This is a genomic window from Arthrobacter sp. R4-81, from assembly GCF_054792365.1.
Genome location: NZ_CP096445.1, coordinates 1,922,201 through 1,940,507, shown reverse-complemented (window position 1 = coordinate 1,940,507; position 18,307 = coordinate 1,922,201). Strand labels below are relative to the sequence as shown.

Annotated in this window: 18 protein-coding genes; 6 read left to right on the top strand and 12 right to left on the bottom strand. The window is 62.5% G+C overall.

Annotated elements, in window-relative coordinates; translation table 11 throughout:
- Window positions 1-211: 211 nt before the first annotated feature.
- The 6 genes from aceE (at window position 212) to M1E05_RS09070 (ending at window position 8,260) form a co-directional block, all read left to right on the top strand.
- Entirely contained in the window at window positions 212-2,953 is a 2,742-nt protein-coding gene (gene aceE, locus M1E05_RS09095; protein WP_458114517.1) for a pyruvate dehydrogenase (acetyl-transferring), homodimeric type, read from the top strand.
- Between the two features lie 147 nt (window positions 2,954-3,100).
- On the top strand, window positions 3,101-4,345 hold the full coding sequence (locus tag M1E05_RS09090; protein ID WP_458111182.1) for a PucR family transcriptional regulator: 1,245 nt from the start codon (window positions 3,101-3,103) through the stop codon (window positions 4,343-4,345).
- 88 nt (window positions 4,346-4,433) lie between these two features.
- Window positions 4,434-5,363: an ACP S-malonyltransferase gene (locus M1E05_RS09085; RefSeq protein WP_458111183.1), complete on the top strand. Its 930-nt coding sequence runs from the start codon at window positions 4,434-4,436 to the stop codon at window positions 5,361-5,363.
- Window positions 5,360-6,472: a beta-ketoacyl-ACP synthase III gene (locus M1E05_RS09080; RefSeq protein WP_458111184.1), complete on the top strand. Its 1,113-nt coding sequence runs from the start codon at window positions 5,360-5,362 to the stop codon at window positions 6,470-6,472. The genes M1E05_RS09085 and M1E05_RS09080 overlap by 4 nt, the downstream gene beginning before the upstream one ends.
- A 131-nt stretch (window positions 6,473-6,603) precedes the next feature.
- A complete protein-coding gene (locus M1E05_RS09075; RefSeq protein ID WP_214840220.1) occupies window positions 6,604-6,849 on the top strand; it encodes an acyl carrier protein in 246 nt (81 codons plus the stop codon).
- Window positions 6,850-7,024: 175 nt separating this feature from the next.
- Complete coding sequence (locus M1E05_RS09070) at window positions 7,025-8,260, top strand: beta-ketoacyl-[acyl-carrier-protein] synthase family protein (RefSeq protein WP_458111185.1); 1,236 nt, start codon at window positions 7,025-7,027, stop codon at window positions 8,258-8,260.
- Window positions 8,261-8,438: 178 nt separating this feature from the next.
- Here the strand turns inward: M1E05_RS09070 and M1E05_RS09065 are convergent, their stop codons facing one another.
- From M1E05_RS09065 to rimM, 12 genes are all read right to left on the bottom strand, one after another.
- Complete coding sequence (locus M1E05_RS09065) at window positions 8,439-8,942, bottom strand: DUF3145 domain-containing protein (protein ID WP_458111186.1); 504 nt, start codon at window positions 8,940-8,942, stop codon at window positions 8,439-8,441.
- Window positions 8,943-9,174: 232 nt separating this feature from the next.
- Window positions 9,175-10,101, bottom strand: a complete 927-nt coding sequence (locus M1E05_RS09060; protein ID WP_461165050.1) for a tyrosine recombinase XerC — start codon at window positions 10,099-10,101, stop codon at window positions 9,175-9,177.
- 161 nt (window positions 10,102-10,262) lie between these two features.
- On the bottom strand, window positions 10,263-11,450 hold the full coding sequence (dprA, locus tag M1E05_RS09055) for a DNA-processing protein DprA (RefSeq protein ID WP_461165049.1): 1,188 nt from the start codon (window positions 11,448-11,450) through the stop codon (window positions 10,263-10,265).
- A gap of 9 nt (window positions 11,451-11,459) precedes the next feature.
- Window positions 11,460-13,004, bottom strand: coding sequence for a YifB family Mg chelatase-like AAA ATPase (locus M1E05_RS09050; RefSeq protein ID WP_461165048.1), 1,545 nt, complete (start codon window positions 13,002-13,004; stop codon window positions 11,460-11,462).
- Window positions 13,005-13,361: a YraN family protein gene (locus M1E05_RS09045; protein ID WP_458111201.1), complete on the bottom strand. Its 357-nt coding sequence runs from the start codon at window positions 13,359-13,361 to the stop codon at window positions 13,005-13,007.
- 108 nt (window positions 13,362-13,469) lie between these two features.
- Window positions 13,470-13,796: a DUF2469 domain-containing protein gene (locus M1E05_RS09040; RefSeq protein WP_458111202.1), complete on the bottom strand. Its 327-nt coding sequence runs from the start codon at window positions 13,794-13,796 to the stop codon at window positions 13,470-13,472.
- Between the two features lie 60 nt (window positions 13,797-13,856).
- The gene (locus M1E05_RS09035) at window positions 13,857-14,588 is read right to left on the bottom strand and encodes a ribonuclease HII (protein ID WP_461165047.1); all 732 of its coding nucleotides are present in this window, start codon (window positions 14,586-14,588) and stop codon (window positions 13,857-13,859) included.
- Entirely contained in the window at window positions 14,588-15,475 is an 888-nt protein-coding gene (gene lepB / locus M1E05_RS09030; RefSeq protein ID WP_461165046.1) for a signal peptidase I, read from the bottom strand. Before lepB (M1E05_RS09030) ends, M1E05_RS09035 begins: the two co-directional genes overlap by 1 nt.
- Window positions 15,476-16,156 carry a signal peptidase I gene (gene lepB / locus M1E05_RS09025; RefSeq protein ID WP_461165045.1) on the bottom strand — a complete coding sequence of 227 codons (681 nt, stop codon included), beginning with the start codon at window positions 16,154-16,156 and terminating at the stop codon, window positions 15,476-15,478. It abuts the gene before it with no gap.
- Between the two features lie 82 nt (window positions 16,157-16,238).
- Window positions 16,239-16,598: a 50S ribosomal protein L19 gene (rplS, locus tag M1E05_RS09020; protein ID WP_458111206.1), complete on the bottom strand. Its 360-nt coding sequence runs from the start codon at window positions 16,596-16,598 to the stop codon at window positions 16,239-16,241.
- Between the two features lie 226 nt (window positions 16,599-16,824).
- Window positions 16,825-17,634, bottom strand: coding sequence for a tRNA (guanosine(37)-N1)-methyltransferase TrmD (gene trmD / locus M1E05_RS09015; protein ID WP_458111207.1), 810 nt, complete (start codon window positions 17,632-17,634; stop codon window positions 16,825-16,827).
- On the bottom strand, window positions 17,635-18,201 hold the full coding sequence (gene rimM, locus M1E05_RS09010; RefSeq protein WP_458111208.1) for a ribosome maturation factor RimM: 567 nt from the start codon (window positions 18,199-18,201) through the stop codon (window positions 17,635-17,637). It lies immediately after the preceding gene.
- Between the last annotated feature and the right edge of the window lie 106 nt (window positions 18,202-18,307).

Sequence of the window (18,307 nt, the reverse complement as noted above, 5' to 3'; positions counted from 1 at the left end):
CATCGCGGTCGGAGTTAGAGTTGCTGATGACGTCTATGCCTGCGGGGCAACCGCTCTGGCTTTATGTGTGGTCATAGACGTGATAGGACCCCTGCCCGGCGCACATGACCGGGCTGATGTTACCGATACGTCGCACACGTCGCGTTCACGCCAGGCAGTTACCCTGCCGGACCTGAGGGCGCCGCTGAATGCGCGCAAAGAGAGGTTGGACGTGGCTGCAGGAGAAGATACCTCCCATATCCTCAGCGGGTTGACTAACCAGCTGCCTGATCGTGATCCGGATGAGACCGCCGAATGGATGGAGTCCCTCGACTCACTGATCAGGGAACAGGGCACCGAGCGTGCCCAGTACATCATGCGCAGTCTGTTGCAGCGTGCCGGCGCTCAGAGCGTCGGGGTGCCGATGGTTACCACCACGGACTATGTGAACACCATCCCGGTGGACCAGGAAGCAGAATTCCCGGGGAACGAGGAGTATGAGCGCCGCTACCGGGCGTACATGCGCTGGAATGCAGCAGTGATGGTGCACCGTTCCCAGCGCCCCAATATCGGTGTTGGCGGGCACATCTCCACCTACGCGGGCGCTGCGACCCTGTATGAGGTGGGGTTCAACCACTTCTTCCGCGGCAAGGACCATCCCGGCGGCGGGGACCAGGTGTTTTTCCAGGGACACGCGTCCCCCGGAATGTACGCACGCGCCTTTATGGAGGGCCGGCTCAGCGAGAAGGATCTCGATGGGTTCAGGCAGGAAAAGTCCCGTGAGGGACATGCCCTCTCCTCCTATCCCCACCCCCGGCTCATGCCGGACTTCTGGGAATTCCCCACTGTGTCCATGGGCATTGGCCCCATGAATGCGATTTACCAGGCCCAGTCCAACCGGTACCTGCACAACCGCGGCTTCAAGGACACCTCAGACCAGCAGGTCTGGGCATTCCTGGGCGACGGCGAAATGGACGAGCCCGAGTCCCGCGGCCTGCTCCAGCTCGCAGCGAACGAGAACCTGGACAACCTGAACTTCGTCATTAACTGCAACCTGCAGCGCCTTGACGGGCCGGTCCGCGGCAACGGCAAGATCATGCAGGAACTCGAAGCGTTCTTCCGTGGCGCGGGCTGGAACGTCATCAAGGTGGTCTGGGGCCGCGAGTGGGATGACCTGCTGACGCGCGACTCGGACGGGTCGCTCGTGAAGATCATGAACGAAACCGCGGACGGCGACTATCAGACGTACAAGGCCGAATCCGGCGGATTCGTGCGCGAGCACTTCTTCGGCAAGACTCCGCAGACCAAGGATTTGGTCGCGGACCTGAGCGACGACGACATCTGGAACCTCAAGCGCGGCGGGCACGACTACCGCAAGGTCTACGCCGCGTACAAGGCCGCCACTGAATTCAAGGGCAAGCCAACCGTCATCCTGGCCAAGACGGTTAAGGGGTATGGTCTTGGACCGCACTTCGAAGGCCGCAACGCGACTCACCAGATGAAGAAACTCACCCTGGATGACCTCAAGGCCTTCCGCGACCACCTGCGGATCCCCATCTCGGATGACCAGCTTGAAGGCGACCCGTACCAGCCGCCGTATTTCCACCCCGGAACTGAAGCCCCCGAAATCAAATACATGATGGAGCGACGGGCTGCCTTGGGCGGATCTGTTCCCGAGCGGCGGTCCGAGCACGTGGACGTCACACTTCCGGACACCAAGGCCTACGAAGTGGCCAAACGCGGTTCGGGCAAGCAAATGGCGGCCACCACCATGGCGTTCGTCCGGCTGCTCAAGGACCTCATGAGGGATAAGGAATTCGGCCAGAGGATCGTGCCGATCATCCCCGATGAGGCGCGTACGTTCGGCATGGACGCCTTCTTCCCGACGGCTAAGATCTACAACCCCAAGGGCCAGAACTACCTTTCCGTGGACCGGGACCTCGTCCTGGCTTACAAGGAGTCTCCCGCCGGGCAGCTGATCCACCCGGGCATTAACGAAGCCGGAGCAGTGGCGGCGTTCACGGCAGCCGGAACCGCGTACGCCACTCACGGCCAGCCGCTGATACCGGTATATGTGTTCTACTCAATGTTCGGTTTCCAACGGACAGGCGATGCTTTCTGGGCAGCAGCTGACCAGATGACGCGTGGTTTCATCATCGGCGCCACGGCTGGCCGCACCACCCTTACCGGTGAAGGCCTCCAGCACGCTGACGGACACTCCCCGCTTCTTGCCTCCACGAACCCCGCCGTGGTCACCTACGACCCCGCTTACGGTTACGAAATGGGCCACATCGTCCGTGACGGCCTCGAGCGGATGTACGGCGAGAACAGCGGCGACCGGAACCTCATGTACTACCTCACGGTCTACAACGAGCCCATCCTGCAGCCTGCTGAACCCGAAGAACTGGACGTCGAAGGACTCCTCAAGGGCATCTACCTGCTGGCACCAGCCAAGATCGACGGTCCCCGGACCCAGATCCTGGCATCGGGCGTGTCGGTTCCCTGGGCCTTGGACGCCCAGCGGATCCTTGCCGAGGACTGGGGCGTTTCCGCCGACGTCTGGTCTGTAACGTCCTGGAACGAACTCCGCCGCGACGGCCTGGCTGCCGAAGAAGAGGCGTTCCTGAACCCGGGCCAGCCCGCGAGGACACCTTTCGTGGCCCAGCAGCTGGCCGGGGCCACCGGACCGATTGTTGCCGTTACCGACTACATGAAGGCCGTGCCGGACCAGATCCGCCAGTTCCTGCCGAACGAGTTCGCCTCGCTGGGCGCTGACGGGTTCGGTTTCTCGGACACCCGTGCCGCTGCACGCCGCTTCTTCAAGAACGACACCCACTCAGTGGTTGTCCGCTCGCTTGAGATGCTGGCGCGCCGCGGAGAAGTGGATGCCGGAGCGCCCGCTCAGGCAATCGAGAAGTACCGCCTGCACAACGTCAATGCCGGCAGCACCGGGAACGCTGGAGGAGACTCCTAGCCCCGGACAGCACCTGCATTGAGCACTGCCATGACGCGGCGGTTCCCACCTTTCGGTGGGGACCGCCGTCGTCGTTCTTGCACCCAAAGGCGGTTTGTAGCCTTTGCACAAATGGAGCTTGTCCGGCGCGCACCGTATGCTCATTGCATGGCAGAGCCAAACCCAACTCCCCCAAAGCGCAAACCTGCGTCACGGGCCCTTAGCCCCGAAAAGACCGAAACGCTTAAGAAGCTGCGGGCAAGCGTGGGCCAGCTGTCCACCACCACTTTGCGCCAACTGGAAAAATCGCTTCCTTGGTATAGCAGGCTCAGCTCGGATGAGCGGTCTGCCCTCGGCATGGTCGCCCAGAACGGTATCGCAGCGTTCGTGACCTGGTATGAAAGGCCGAGTTCGCCGTCGTGGATTCTTTCTGATGTCTTCGGGACGGCGCCCACCGAACTCACCCGCTCCATCAGCCTGCAAAAAGCCCTCCAGCTGATTCGTATCGTGGTGGAGGTAGTCGAGGACCAGGTGCCGGTGATCGCCCCGGAGGCGGATCAGCCTTCATTGCGCGAAGCTGTGCTGCGTTATTCCCGTGAGGTGGCCTTTGCAGCCGCCGACGTCTACGCCCGCGCCGCGGAATCCCGGGGTTCCTGGGACACGCGGCTCGAAGCACTGATTGTTGATGCCATCCTTCGCGGGGAAAACACGGACGCATTGAGGTCCAGGATCGCCGCCTTGGGCTGGAAAGCCCAGGAACGGTTCACGGTAATGGTCGGAAACTCGCCGTCAGAGCCCAGCGCAAGCTATGTGAGTGAATTGCGCCGGACCGCCGGCCGCTTTGCCGAAGACGCCCTCGTAGGGATCCAGGGAGACCGCCTGATCCTGATCCTGGGCGGTTTGCAGGACAGGGAGTCCGCTTACCAGAAGCTCAGCGAGCTGTTCGCGCCGGGTCCGGTGGTCTACGGGCCGGAAGCCGGTTCGCTGCTGGAAGCGAGCGGCTCTGCCCAGTCCGCCTTTGCCGGATTGACCGCTGCGCGAGCCTGGCCGTCAGCCCCCCGGCCCGTCGCCGCCGATGATTTGCTGCCCGAACGGGTCATTTCCGGCGACGATGCGGCGCGCAGGTGCCTCGTGAAAAACATCTACAGACCCCTTGTGGCCGCTTCCAACGGCCTGGTGGAGACGCTGGGAACGTACCTTGAACTAGGGCATTCGTTGGAGGCAACAGCCCGGGAACTCTTCGTTCATGCCAACACCGTGCGTTACCGCCTGAAGCGGGTATGTGACGTCACGGGATGGGATCCGCTCCTCCCCCGGGAGGCTTTTGTTCTCCAGGCCGCGCTGGTTGTAGGCCGTTTGTCCGCCCCTCCAAAGGCTGCCACGGAACGCCAGCCGTCCCGAAACAACAACTGAACCGTTGTAGACTTCCTACAAACTGACCCATGGAGCTTGGTGCATCAATGCACCGCTGAATCGCTCGGTAATTTGGAAAGCTGGATACGTGCTTGCAATCGTCTGCCCTGGACAGGGCTCCCAGACCCCTGGTTTTCTGGCCCCTTGGCTAGAGCTGCCTTCCGTAGCAGGCCATCTGGCCGCCCTGAGTGAAATCGCAGGCCTAGACCTCACCGCGCATGGAACCACTTCTGACGAAGAGACAATCAAAGATACTGCTGTCGCGCAGCCTTTGATTGTGGCCGCCGGCCTGGTGGCAGCAAAGTCGCTGTTCGACGTCGAACTCAGCACCCTTCCGGTGGTCCTGGCCGGCCACTCCGTGGGAGAGATCACCGCTTCCGCCCTTGCCGGTGTCGTCACTGAGGCTGAGGCTATGACCTTCGTCCGCGAGCGTGCCAACAGCATGGCTTCGGCTGCGGCCGTGACCCCCACCGGAATGAGTGCTGTTGTGGGCGGCGATCCCGCGGAGGTCCTCGCTGCCATCGAAGCCTCGGGGGCAACGCCTGCCAACGTCAACGGAGCCGGCCAGACTGTCGCAGCGGGCACCTTCGATCAGCTGAAGTTTCTCGCTGACAACCCACCGGCGAAGGCGCGGGTCATCCCGTTGAAGGTGGCCGGAGCCTTCCACACCTCGCACATGTCACCCGCTGTGAGCGCGCTGGAGGCCTTGAAGCCCACTCTGTCCCCGCAGAACCCCCAAGTGCCGCTCCTCTCCAACTTTGACGGCCAGGCAGTAACGGAAGGCTCCGCGGCAGTGGAGAGCCTCATCGCCCAGGTATCCCGACCGGTGCGCTGGGACCTGTGCATGGAATCCCTCGTCCAGAGGGGCGTCACCGGAGTCATCGAACTTGCCCCCGCCGGGACCCTTGCCGGTCTCGCCAAGCGAGGAATGCCGGGCGTCAAGACAGTCGCCGTCAAGACCCCCGAAGACCTTTCCGCAGCCCTTGCCCTCTTCGCAGAACTGGATGGCCAGTCATGAGCGTTCCCGTTCTCAAACAGGCACCCGTAAACCCGAACACCAGGATCCTTGGCCTCGGGGCCTACCGCCCGGATGTCATTGTCACTAACGACGACGTCTGCCAGTGGATCGACTCGTCAGACGAATGGATCCGGCAGCGCACGGGCATCGTCACCCGGCACCGTGCGGCCGCTGACGTCAGCGTAATTGACATGGCGGAGGGCGCGGCCCGCGAGGCTCTCCAGAAGGCCGGCATTGATGCCTCCCAGTTGGGCGCTGTGATCGTCTCCACAGTGACCCACCCCTACGCGACGCCTTCCGCGGCAGCGAGCCTTGCGGATCGGATCGGAGCGACGCCCGCTCCGGCATTCGACATCTCCGCAGCCTGTGCCGGCTACTGCTACGGCATTGCCCAAGGTGATGCCCTTGTCAGGTCCGGAGCCGCAGACTACGTGCTGGTGGTCGGTGCGGAGAAACTCTCGGACGTCATCGACAACACGGAGCGCACCATTTCGTTCCTGCTCGGTGACGGCGCCGGCGCCGTTGTCATCGGCCCTTCGGACACCCCCGGCATCGGCCCGTCGGTCTGGGGTTCGGACGGCAGCAAGTGGGACGCCATCGGTATGACGCATTCCCTCAATGAAGCCCGGGACCAGGCACTCGACCCGCAGGGACTGTCTGCAGCGGTCAGCTCCCAAGGGAACGCCACCCATGGAAACGCCACGCTCACGGCCGTGAGCACCGCCGAGGCAGCTGTAACGGAAGCAGCCATCTGGCCCACTCTCCGTCAGGACGGCCAGACAGTCTTCCGGTGGGCTGTATGGGAGATGGCCAAGGTAGCCCAGCAAGCACTCGACGCCGCAGGCGTCACGGCAGATGACCTTGTGGCCTTCGTACCCCATCAGGCGAACATGCGGATCATCGATGAGATGGTGAAGAAGCTCAAACTCCCGGAGTCGGTCACCGTCGCCCGGGACATCGCCGATGCAGGAAACACCTCCGCCGCATCCATCCCCCTGGCCACCCACAGGCTGCTCAAGGAAAACCCTGCCCTGAGCGGCGGGCTTGCCCTGCAGATCGGCTTCGGCGCAGGCCTTGTCTTTGGCGCCCAGGTGGTCGTGCTCCCCTAAGCACCGGTCCTCCGGTCAGCGATCCGATAACTGAATACGTTCTGAGAAGCACGCATTTTTCCACACCAAGCCGTATCCGCGGTTTGCACCATTTCCGGTAACTGCCGGCAACACAAGAAAAGGAGCCATCAATGGCTAGCAACGAAGAGATCCTGGCCGGCCTGGCTGAAATCGTCAACGAAGAAACCGGCCTGGCTACTGAGGCAGTAGAGCTGGACAAGTCCTTCACCGAGGACCTGGACATCGACTCCATCTCCATGATGACCATCGTGGTCAACGCCGAAGAGAAGTTCGGCGTGCGCATCCCGGACGAAGAGGTCAAGAACCTCAAGACCGTTGGCGACGCCGTCAGCTTCATCTCCAACGCCCAGGCCTAGTCCGGGTTTCGGGCTCCAAGCCTGAGGGGCCGCTGGTCCCGGTCCGGCGATTTCCGCCACCGGGACCGGCAGCCCAAAGAAGTTCCAAGTTTTCGATAGATCCTTACGCACGCCCCCGCGCAGCCTCCCTGGCCGCCAGCGGAGGGCGCGGCAAGCACCGACAGAGAGTGATCCCATGACACGCAAAGTAGTCATTACCGGTCTGGGTGCCACCACGCCCATCGGCGGCGACGTACCCACGATGTGGACGAATGCGCTGAAGGGCGTCTCCGGAGCCCGCACCCTCGAAGATGACTGGGTGGCCAAGTTTGAGCTCCCCGTTCACTTTGCCGCCCGGGCCTCCACCCCGGCCCTGGACGTTCTCGCCCGGGTTGAAGCCAAGCGGATGGACCCGTCCACGCAGTTCGGCGTTATCGCTGCCCGCGAGGCATGGGGCGACTCCGGGATCACCGAAGTTGACCATGACCGGCTCGCCGTTGCCTTTGCTACCGGTATTGGCGGAGTCTGGACCCTGCTCGACGCCTGGGACACGCTGCGCGAAAAAGGTCCCCGCCGCGTTCTTCCCATGACAGTTCCGATGCTGATGCCCAACGGAGTGGCCGCAGCAGTCAGCCTTGACCTCGGTGCCCGTGCAGGCGCCCACACTCCTGTCTCAGCATGCGCTTCCGGAACGGAAGCCTTGCACCTTGGCCTTGAACTGATCCGTTCCGGCAAGGCAGACGTCGTCGTCTGCGGCGGTGCGGAAGCTGCCATCCACCCGATGCCGATCGCAGCCTTCTCCTCCATGCAGGCACTGTCCCGGCGCAATGAAAACCCTGAGGGTGCTTCCCGGCCATACGACAAGGACCGGGACGGCTTTGTGATGGGTGAGGGCGCCGGCGCCATTGTCCTCGAAGCCGAAGAACACGCGCTTGCCCGCGGCGCACGCATTTATGCGGAGCTCGCTGGCACGTCGGTAACGGCTGACGCGTACCACATCACTGCCCCGGACCCGGAAGGCCTTGGCGCAACCCGCGCCTTGAAAGCCGCGATGTTTGACGGCCGGGTGCAGGCGGAGGACGTTGTCCACGTGAATGCGCACGCCACCTCCACTCCGGTAGGCGACAAGCCCGAGTACACCGCTCTCAAGGCCGCCCTGGGTGCCCAGGTGGAGAACGTGGCGGTCTCCGCCACCAAGTCCCAGATGGGGCACCTCCTGGGCGCCTCAGGAGCGGTTGAAGCAGTGCTGACAGTACTCGCTGTCTATGACCGGAAGGCGCCGGTGACGATCAACCTTGAAAACCAGGATCCTGAAATCCCGCTCGACGTCGTAACCACCGCCCGCGATCTCCCTTCCGGGAACATCGTCGCATTGAGTAACTCGTTCGGTTTCGGCGGCCACAACGCGGTCATCGCAGTCCGCAGCGTCTAGTACCGGACCGTCCAGTACCGATCCACGGCCAACGCAGAAGTGGCCCCCGCGGAGCAAGTTCACTCCGGCGGGGGCCACTTCTTTGCTATGGAAGGTCAATCAGTGGAGGCGTGTGGATTGATGCTGACTTCGGTCGGCTTTCGGCACGTCCGTCCCGGTGGACAGACCAGACAGCGTTTTAGCCGACCTGATGCAGCCAGCGGACGGGTGCACCTTCCGCGGCATGCCTGAAGGGTTCCAGTTCCTCATCCCAGGCCTCGCCAAGTGCCAATGACAGCTCGTGGTAGACGGCGGAAGGATCGCCGGCGCCTGATTCGTAGGCGTAACGGATGCGGTCTTCAGACACCATGATGTTTCCGTGAACGTCCGTCATAGCGTGGAAGATGCCGAGCTCCGGTGTGTGCGACCAGCGACCGCCGTCGACACCGGGGCTGGGCTCTTCCGTGACTTCATAGCGCAGATGGGCCCATCCGCGCAGGGCAGAAGCCAGCTGGGCCCCAGTTCCCTGGTTGCCCGTCCACGACAACTCCGCCCGGAACATTCCGGGCGCAGCAGGCTGAGCAGTCCACTCCAGGTCCGTTCGCTTGTCCACTACTGACCCGATAGCCCACTCAACGTGTGGGCACAGGGCAGTCGGGGCCGAGTGAATGAACAACACACCGCGGGTTATTGCAACAGACATTCCATCCTCCATAGCTGTAGGTACGTCTTCCCCAACGACCTCTGCCTGGATGTGTGTCCGCTGCCCGGTTACCGCGTAGTGCGGGTGATCCTTGCCAGACTTATGAAATTTTCAGGACAACGCCGGCTTCAATAGATGCCCGATTGTTAGCTTCAAGCATCAGTTGAGAGTTGCCGACGTGAGTCTTATTGTGCCGTACCACGCCTAATTACGCCAGTGCAATTCGAAGGAATCAGGCGCGGGGATGGGCCTGAAGGTAGCTCTTCCGCAAGCGGTCCACTGAGACGTGGGTATAGATCTGGGTGGTGGCAAGGCTGCTGTGGCCGAGGATTTCCTGGACGGCCCGCAGGTCAGCGCCGCCGTCGAGTAAATGGGTGGCGGCAGAGTGACGCAAGGCATGGGGCCCGGTTGCCGAAGTATCGCCCAGCGTCTCCAACAGGCCCTCAACGACCGACCGCACCTGGCGCTGATCAACCCGTTTTCCCCGCAGGCCCAGGAAGAGCGCCGGGCCGCTGACTTCGGTAGCCAGCCTTGGCCTCCCGCGACGGAGCCAATCATCCACTGCGACAGCCGCCGGCAGTCCGTAGGGAACCGTGCGCTCTTTATTGCCTTTGCCCAGGACGCGCAGTGTCCTCCTGTCCGGATCGAGATCGTCGATGTCCATGCCGGCAAGTTCTCCCACCCGCACCCCCGTTGCATAAAGCAGTTCCACTATTGCGCGGTTCCTCAAGGGGACTGGGGCGCCGGCCGCTGCGGCGGTTTCCAGATCCGTGAGAATCCGGGTGATCTGTTGCTGGTTGAGGACGCCCGGGAGGGATCCTTCCCGCTTTGGCGCTTTGAGTCTGAGAGCTGGATCGACGGCGATCAACTCCTCGCGCAGTGCCCAGGCAGTAAAAGCCCGCGCGGTAGCGGCCCGCCGCGCGAGAGTTGACCGGGATATCCCGGCTTCGCTTTGGGCGCCCAGCCAACGGCGCAGCGTCCCAAGCTCTATTTCCTGCGGACTGCTGATGCCTTCCGATACAACGTGGACAAGAAGGCTATCCAGGTCCGAAAGATAAGCCCGGACCGTATGCGGTGACCGTGCCCGCTCCCCCACGAGGTACTTGCCGAAGCTGTCGGCAGCACCGGCCAGGGCGGAGGGCAGGTTCTGGATCTTCACGTCTTCACTTTCCCACCATTTGCTCCCGGATCAAGGACGCAGGCGGCGAGTCCCGGGGGCACAAGGGTATGCCTCAAAATCACTTCAAAAATTGCTGATACATGGCGGCGTGCAAACGGATGTCTCCTCCCCTCGGCTGCGGACCGGAACAATCAACCGGATCAGCACGATTTCTTTGACCGCTTCCAGCCTCCACCTTCAGAAACGGCGAGTCCAAGGAGACCAAGCCGCCCCAAGCCGGCACGGACCGATTCGATGCCCAGACCGGCGACGGCGGTAAGTTTCTCCACCGAACTGGTGGAGCGCAACGGAAGCGCATCCAGAAGGATCAGGTCTTCAAGCGTCAGGCCGTCATGGTCCGCCGATGCGCCACGCTTGTCTTCCGGCAGAGAGCTTCCGCTGGGGCCTGCCAGTTCTGCCACTTCACCGGCGTCCGTGACGCACACAGCACCACCCTCCCTCAGGAGGCGATGGCAGCCAGCAGAGTTTGCACTGTGCACAGAGCCGGGAACGGCTCCGACGACCCTCCCCAGGCTCTCGGCATGGTGGGCTGTATTAAGCGCTCCGGAGCGCCACCTCGCTTCAACCACCACAGTGACGGCGGTCAAAGCGGCGATCAGCCGGTTCCGTTGGAGAAAACGGTACCTGGTGGGGGCGGAGCCGGGCGGAACCTCGGCAAGCACAGCACCTTGATTGGCTACGGCCCTCAGCAGGTCCTCGTTGCCCGATGGATAGAACCGGTCAACGCCTCCGGCCATCACCGCAATGGTGGGAATGGCTGCTGTTCCTCCGCTAAGTGCGGCCCGATGAGCATGGGCGTCGATACCGTATGCCCCGCCTGACACGATGGTGAAACCCCGTTGGGCCAAAGAATAGGCGAGGTCGCCGGTCACGGATGCTCCATAGCTGGTGCTGTCACGGGAACCCACCAGGGCGACGGACTTTGCAGTAGGAGGCAGCGGTTGTTCCAGACCCCGCCACCAAAGACACAACGGCTGATGAATACCCAGATCCTCCAATTGCCCCGGCCAGAGATCATCACCGGGAATGATCAAGCGTCCTCCCAGACGTTGCATGGTAGCAATGTCCCGTTCCGGTGCCAGATCCGGTATCCGAGGGGCCCAGCGTTTCAGGGCCGCTCCCAGCCCTGGCCATTGGCTTCCGCCGCCGCTGTCCGCCAGTACCGTTGTGATATCGCGCTCAAGTTCCGGCCCTGCTCCTATCTGGCCAGTGGCAATCAGCAGGGCATCTGTTGCCCCAACTAGGCTTACCAGTGCCATACCAGCCGCATCCTGAGGCTCCATCAGCCTGGACAGTGCCGCCCTGGCTGATCGCTCATTGTCTGTCATGATTTCCTCTCACGCCGCAGCCGGCGTGGCTGCCTGCCGCAAAGCGAGTGCCTGTCCGATGTCATTGGAATCGGGACTGCCGCGTTCTCCGAGATCGGCAAGAGTCCACGCCAAACGGAGAACCCTGTCGTAACCCCTTGCAGTCAAGACACCGCGTTCCAGCGAATGGTCCAGAATCCGCGTTGTGGGCGCAGGCAACCGCAGGATTCCCCGCAGAACGCGGCCCGGCACCTGCGAATTTGTCTCCATCCCAAAAGGCAGGAGCCGCTCCGACTGCCTGTTCCGGGCAGCCCCAACGCGCGCGGCAATGGTCCTGGTGTCTTCTTCTCCTCCGGACTGCCCGAAGTCTGCCAAGGAGACCCGTTCGACCTCCAGTTGGATGTCCACGCGGTCAAGGAGCGGACCTGACATCCTCGCCACATAGCGGCGCCTCATCATCGGCGTGCACGTACAGTCCAGCCCTTTCCCCGAGGCCTTACCGCAGGGGCAGGGATTCGAAGCCAGCACCAACTGGAAACGGGCGGGGTAGGCGGCGGTTCCTGCGGAACGGTGGATGACGAGTTCACCGCTCTCGAGCGGCTGCCGCAGCGCATCCAGGACGCGGCGCTCGTACTCCGGCGCTTCGTCAAGGAAAAGCACTCCGCGATGCGCCCGTGAGGCCGCCCCGGGCCGGGGCAGGCCGGACCCTCCGCCTATGATTGCAGCCGACGTGGCACTGTGATGTGGATTCTCGAACGGCGGCCTGCGGACAAGCTGCACTGAAGCTGAGGGCAGAGAGCACAGCGAGTGGATCGCGGTCACCTCCATCGCCTCCGTGTCCCCGAGATCGGGAAGAAGCCCGGGAAGCCGCTCTGCAAGCATGGTTTTGCCTGCGCCCGGCGGGCCTGTCAGGAGTAAATGGTGAGCGCCTGCCGCGGCGACCTCCAGCGCACGCCGCGCATCCCCTTGTCCGGATACGTCACTCATGTCAGGCACCGGCCGGGCAGCATCCTCGGGGTCGCACGGCTCCTCGTCCGCCGGTTCGAAGTCCAAGGCAAGTTCCTGGGGATCAGCCCCGTAATCGAAGGCAAGACGTGCAAGAGTTCTGTACCCTCTGACACGTGCGCCGGGCACGAGCTCGGCCTCGGCCGCATTTGACTGCGCCACCACGATATCCGGATAGCCCGCCTGGACAGCGGCCATCACGGCAGGCAGGATTCCGCGAACAGGCCGCAGCCGGCCATCGAGACCCAACTCGGAAATGAACACGGTCCGCTCAGTGCTCTTGATGTCATTGGCTGCCCTGAGGACAGACATTGTGATTGCAAGGTCGAAGCCCGAGCCGCGCTTGGGCAACGAGGCGGGGATCAGATTGGCCGTGATCTTCCGCCTGCTGAGCGGAATACCGGAATTCTGCGCGGCCGAGCGGATCCGCTCCTTAGCCTCGTTAAGGCTCGCGTCCGGCAAGCCCAGGATCACAAACGCCGGAAGGGTCTGGCCGATATCTGCTTCAACTTCCACGATGTAGCCGTTCAGCCCCACCAGGGCCACTGAATAGGCCCTACCCAGCCCCACCTAGCCCACGCCCTTGAGGTGCTCCACCACGGGATCGCCGACGCCGTCGTCCACCACGGCGATAACGTCCACCCGGCGCAACGGCATCCTCAGCTCGTGGTCGCGGCACCAGGCGGCCGCCAGGCGGTGCAGCCGGGCCAGTTTGCTGACGCCGACGGCCTCAAAGGGATGCCCGTAGGACAGTGAGGTCCGTGTCTTGACCTCGGCAACGACCAGTGAGTCGCCGTCGAGCGCGACGATGTCTATTTCGCCTTCAGTGCAGCGCCAGTTGCGGTCCACAATCCGCATACCCTGCAATTCCAGATAGCCCGCAGCAAGATCTTCCCCACGCCGACCAAGTATGTCTTTGGCTTTCATCTCTACCTCCGCCACCAACCCTCGCGGAGCGACGGAAGGCCAGGCAGGGAGACGTTGCGCTATGTGGGTAAGTCAGCCCAAGTTTCTATGTGGAGGAAAAGTGGGAGGCTAGTTGCCCAGATCGACGTCCTTGGGAAGCGCGAGCTCTTCGCTGCGGGGAAGCTCTTCTACGTTGACATCCTTGAACGTGATGACCCGTACGCTTCTCACAAACCTGGCTGAGCGGTAAACGTCCCACACCCAAGCATCCTGCAGGGTCAGATCGAAGTAGACCTCGCCGTCGGCACTCCGGGCCTGAAGGTCGACATGGTTGGCAAGGTAGAACCGCCGCTCAGTTTCGACAACGTAGCTGAACAGGCCGACGACGTCCCGGTACTCACGGTAGAGCTGAAGCTCCATGTCTGTTTCGTAGTTCTCAAGATCCTCGGCACTCATGCTTCCATCTTGCACCATGCAGCAGGCGCTGTGCGCCACGGGAGACGGCAGGTCCCAGGGTCAAACGTCAGGTCCGAGCAACTGCCAACTGACCCGGTGATAGGGGGTGGGCCCGGACAGGCGGAGAGCTTCGCGGTGGGAAGCGGTCCCATAACCCTTGTTCTCGTTCCAGCCGAAAGCCGGGTACTCGCTATGCAGCGAAAGCATGAGGCGGTCACGTTCCACCTTCGCGAGGACGCTGGCCGCGGCTACGCTAAGGCACTGCATGTCGGCCTTCACCAGGGTGTAAACGGGAGCGTCACAACCATGCTCAGGCATTCCAGCCATTAGCGAGGGCTCACTGGACAGGGGAGGATCGTCGAAAAGGCCCGGCTCGTCGAAAAGCGATGGCTGGGGATCCGGCGTCAGCCAGTTGTGGCTGCCGTCGAGCAGCACCGCCTGAGGTGTGATTCCGAGGGCAAGGATCTGGTTCCAGGCGCGGTTGCCGGCAGTCCTCAGCGCGGCGATGATGCCGAGGGAATCAATTTCGTTTGCCGAAGCATGCCCTACCGCCGATGCCACACTCCAGCCCCGCACCAGGGGCTCCAACCGCTCCCGGTCTTCCGCCTTGAGCAGTTTGCTGTCCCGGACGTCCTCAAGGAGTTCCTGCCGGCCAAGGTCCACCACCGTAATTCCCACCGTGACGGGCCCGGCCAAGGCGCCGCGGCCCACCTCGTCGACGCCGGCAAGCAGCTGCACACCGCGGCTTAGGAAGCGGCGCTCGTAGTCAAGGGTGGGTGCTTCAGTAGCCATTACTTTGCCGCGGGAGCAGGGACGTCTTTGAAGACGTCCGGATAATTGTCGAGTATGCCAATCCTATTGAGGGGCCATGCAATGACCGCTGCCTTCCCCTCAACATCAGCCAGGTCGATAAACCCGCCGTTGGTGTCCTGGTGTGCGCGGGAATCGGCAGAATGGTTCCGGTTATCCCCCATGACCCACACCTTGCCGGCGGGGACCACGACGTCGAAATTCCTGATCTCGGGTACTTCTGCCTTGTTCACGTAGCTCTCGTCCAAAGGATCGCCGTTGACCGTCAGCCGGCCGCCGGCACCGCAACAGACCACGTGGTCTCCAGGGAGCCCGATGACGCGCTTGACCAGGTGCTGTTCCGTATCGTCAGGCAACAGCCCCACAAAGATCACGGCATCTTCGAACCAGGTGAAGGGACCGTCCTCCTGCTGGGGCGTCTGCGGCAGCCAGCCCTTGGTGTCCCTGAATACCACGACGTCGCCGCGCTGCAGGGCAAAGGGCTCCGGAACCAGCAGATTGACGAAAATCCTGTCGCTGATGTCCAGGGTATTGACCATGGATTCGGACGGAATATAGAAGGCGCGGAACAGGAAAGTCTTGATGAGGAAGGACAGGACAATGGCGATGGCCACCACCGTGGCTACTTCCTTCAGCCAAAGGAGAAGCTGGCTGGGGCCCCGGTCGTCTTTCTTCTCCTTGCCTGTTTCCGCACGCCTTTGTGCTGCACGCCCAAGAACGGAAGCTCCGCTGCCTGCCCGTTCGGCAGCGGGCACACCTGTTGCAGGCACACCTGAAGCCGCCGCTGCGGGAGCCGCTCCTGTGAACGGAAGGTGTCCGGACTCGTCCCGCTCGTGCGACCCGGAATCCCGGGGGTCGGTCTCGGGCATCTACTGTCCATCCTTCGTTGTTGTCTCGGCCTTGGAAGGCCGTTCCACTGAGCCAAATCTATCAAGCGGCCAGATGATCTGTACCGGTCGGCCGATAACCCGGTCAAGGGGAACCATCCCGCCGCCCGGGGCGCCCAGCAGACTCCGTGAATCGGCTGACATGGCCCGATGATCACCGAGTAACCATAACCGTCCGGGGGGCACGATCACACTGAACTTCTGCTTGCTCGGCGCATCGCCGTCATACACATAGGGTTCCTCAAGAGACTGGCCATTCACTGTGAGCCTGCCGTCGGTTCCGCAGCACACCACATGATCGCCGGGGAGCCCGATGACCCGCTTTACGTACGTGGTGTCACTTCCTGTGAGCCCAATCCAGTGTCCTAGGCCCGAGGCGGCATCCAGCAACGGCCCCTGGCCACTGTTCAGGGGAGCAAAGGTACCCCGTCCGTCGAAGAGCACGACGTCCCCACGCCCGATGGGCTGTGTCTGCAAGTCCGTCCGGGACACTAGGATCCGGTCTCCCGTTTCGAACAGAGGCTCCATGGACGCCGAGGGGATGTAGTAAATATCAAGCAACAGCGACCGGAACAACCCGCTGATGACCACTGCCACAACGAGCGCAAGCAAAACAAAACGCCAGCCCGGTCTCCCGTACTGGCGTTTTGTGTTGTTGTCCATGATCCGTATCCTGTGGCGCTGTTGCGGATGGCTCCGGCGCGGCCGGATACGGGTTGCGGACCCGCTTCGAAAGTCCGGAGACTTACTTGGCGGTCTGGAAGTCGCGCTTTTCCTTGATCTTGGCGGCTTTACCGCGCAGTGCGCGCATGTAGTAAAGCTTGGCCCGGCGCACGTCACCCTTGGTAACGAGCTCGATCTTGTCGATGATCGGGGAGTGTACCGGGAAGGTACGCTCTACGCCGACACCGAAGGAAACCTTGCGGACGGTGAAGGTTTCGCGGATACCGTCGCCCTGGCGGCCGAGGACAAAGCCCTGGAACACCTGGATACGGGAGTTTTTGCCTTCGATGATGTTGACGTGAACCTTGAGGGTGTCACCCGCGCGGAACTCAGGAACATCGGTGCGCAGCGAGGCTGCATCTACGGAATCGAGGATATGCATTGATCCACTCCTGGTAAACGCCACAGGTCATTTACTTTGGGTCACGGCGGCCAAGCCCGGGTTTTGAAAGGCCCGGAAATTCCCGCCGAAAGTTGCTGTTCCGGTTCCGTCACTGATTGACGGGTCCGGGGCGCCAGGCTGTTGGTTACGCTCCCCCTGTGGCAGGTTCGCACCCAGTAGGCACAAGGACTAATTTTGCCACATGCGGAGCCTTGAGGCGAATCCCTCAGCCCTGATCGTTTCCCGGCTCGTCCGGCCGGCGACGCAGGCGTCCGTCGACGACGTCGTACCCAAGGTCCGCAAATTCCGTACGGTCCGCGCGGGTCAGCTTTGTGGTGTCGAAACCCTCCAGCAGATCCGGGCGACGGGCTGCGGTGCGGCGGTACTGTTCGTGGCGCCGCCACTGGGCGATTTTCCCGTGATTGCCGCTCAAAAGGATGGCCGGCACCTCACGGTCGCGCCAGATGGAAGGCTTCGTATAGACGGGGTACTCCAGCAGTCCGTCCGCGTGAGATTCCTCCACAAGGGATTCCGGATTGCCAACAACGCCTGGCAAAAGCCGGACAATCGCTTCAACCATGGCCAGTACGGCAACTTCGCCTCCGTTAAGGACGTAGTCGCCAAGGCTCATCGGGCGGACAGTAAAGTGCTCCGAAGCCCACTCGATGACCCTCTCATCTATGCCTTCATACCGGCCACAGGCAAAAACGAGCTGCTCTTCTTCAGCCAGTTCGTGGGCCAGCGACTGGTTGAAGCGCTCGCCCGCGGGCGACGGAACGATCAGCACCGGCTTCTTGCCCGCGTGTCCTCCCTCCGCGATGGAGGAGAGTGCCTGCGCCCACGGCTCGGCCTTCATGACCATGCCGGCCCCGCCACCGTACGGAGTGTCATCGACAGTCCTGTGCCGGTCCGTGGTGAATTCGCGGAGGTCGTGCACCTTCAGGTCAAGCAACCCGTCCTGGCGGGCTTTCCCGATGAGGGACAGCTCCAAAGGCGCCAGATATTCCGGAAAGATACTGACGACGTCGATCTGCATTTAGTCGTCGTCCCCGGCTTCGGCGGGTGCGGTTTCGTCGCTGTCCCCGGCGCCGCCTTCTTCATTGATCCCAAAGAGCCCCGGCGGGGGCGTGATCAGCACAAAACCTTCAGCAATGTTGACCTCAGGGACAATCTGTTCCACAAAGGGGACCAGGATTTCCTTGCCGTCAGGTGTCTTTACAGTCAGGAGGTCCTGAACCGGCAGGGTGGTGAGTGCCGCGATGGTGCCTACGACCTCTGACCCCACCCGTGCCTCAAGTCCCACAAGCTCGTGCTCATACCAGCCTTCGTCGTCATCCTCGTCCAGCTCCTCGGTTTCAATGAATAGCTTGGCTCCACGGAGTGTCTCCGCCTCATTGCGGGTCTCGATCTCCTCGAATCCGAGCAGCAGGATGTCCTTGTTCCAGCGGGCGCTCAGAATCGTCAGCGGCCCTGCGGAAGCGGGTTCCACCACGAACTCGGTACCAGGGACAAAGCGATCCCCCGGCGCATCCGTCAACACCTGTACGGTCACCTCACCGCGGATGCCGTGGGGTTTTCCGATTCGTGCCACCTGAAGCTGCATCTGTTCCTCTGTTCCTCTGTTCCGGATTCGGGATGAATAGTTTCGAGCTGCCGCTCTGGGAAGGGTATGGGATCTCTAAAAAGTCCGGCCCCTCCACCATCTGGTG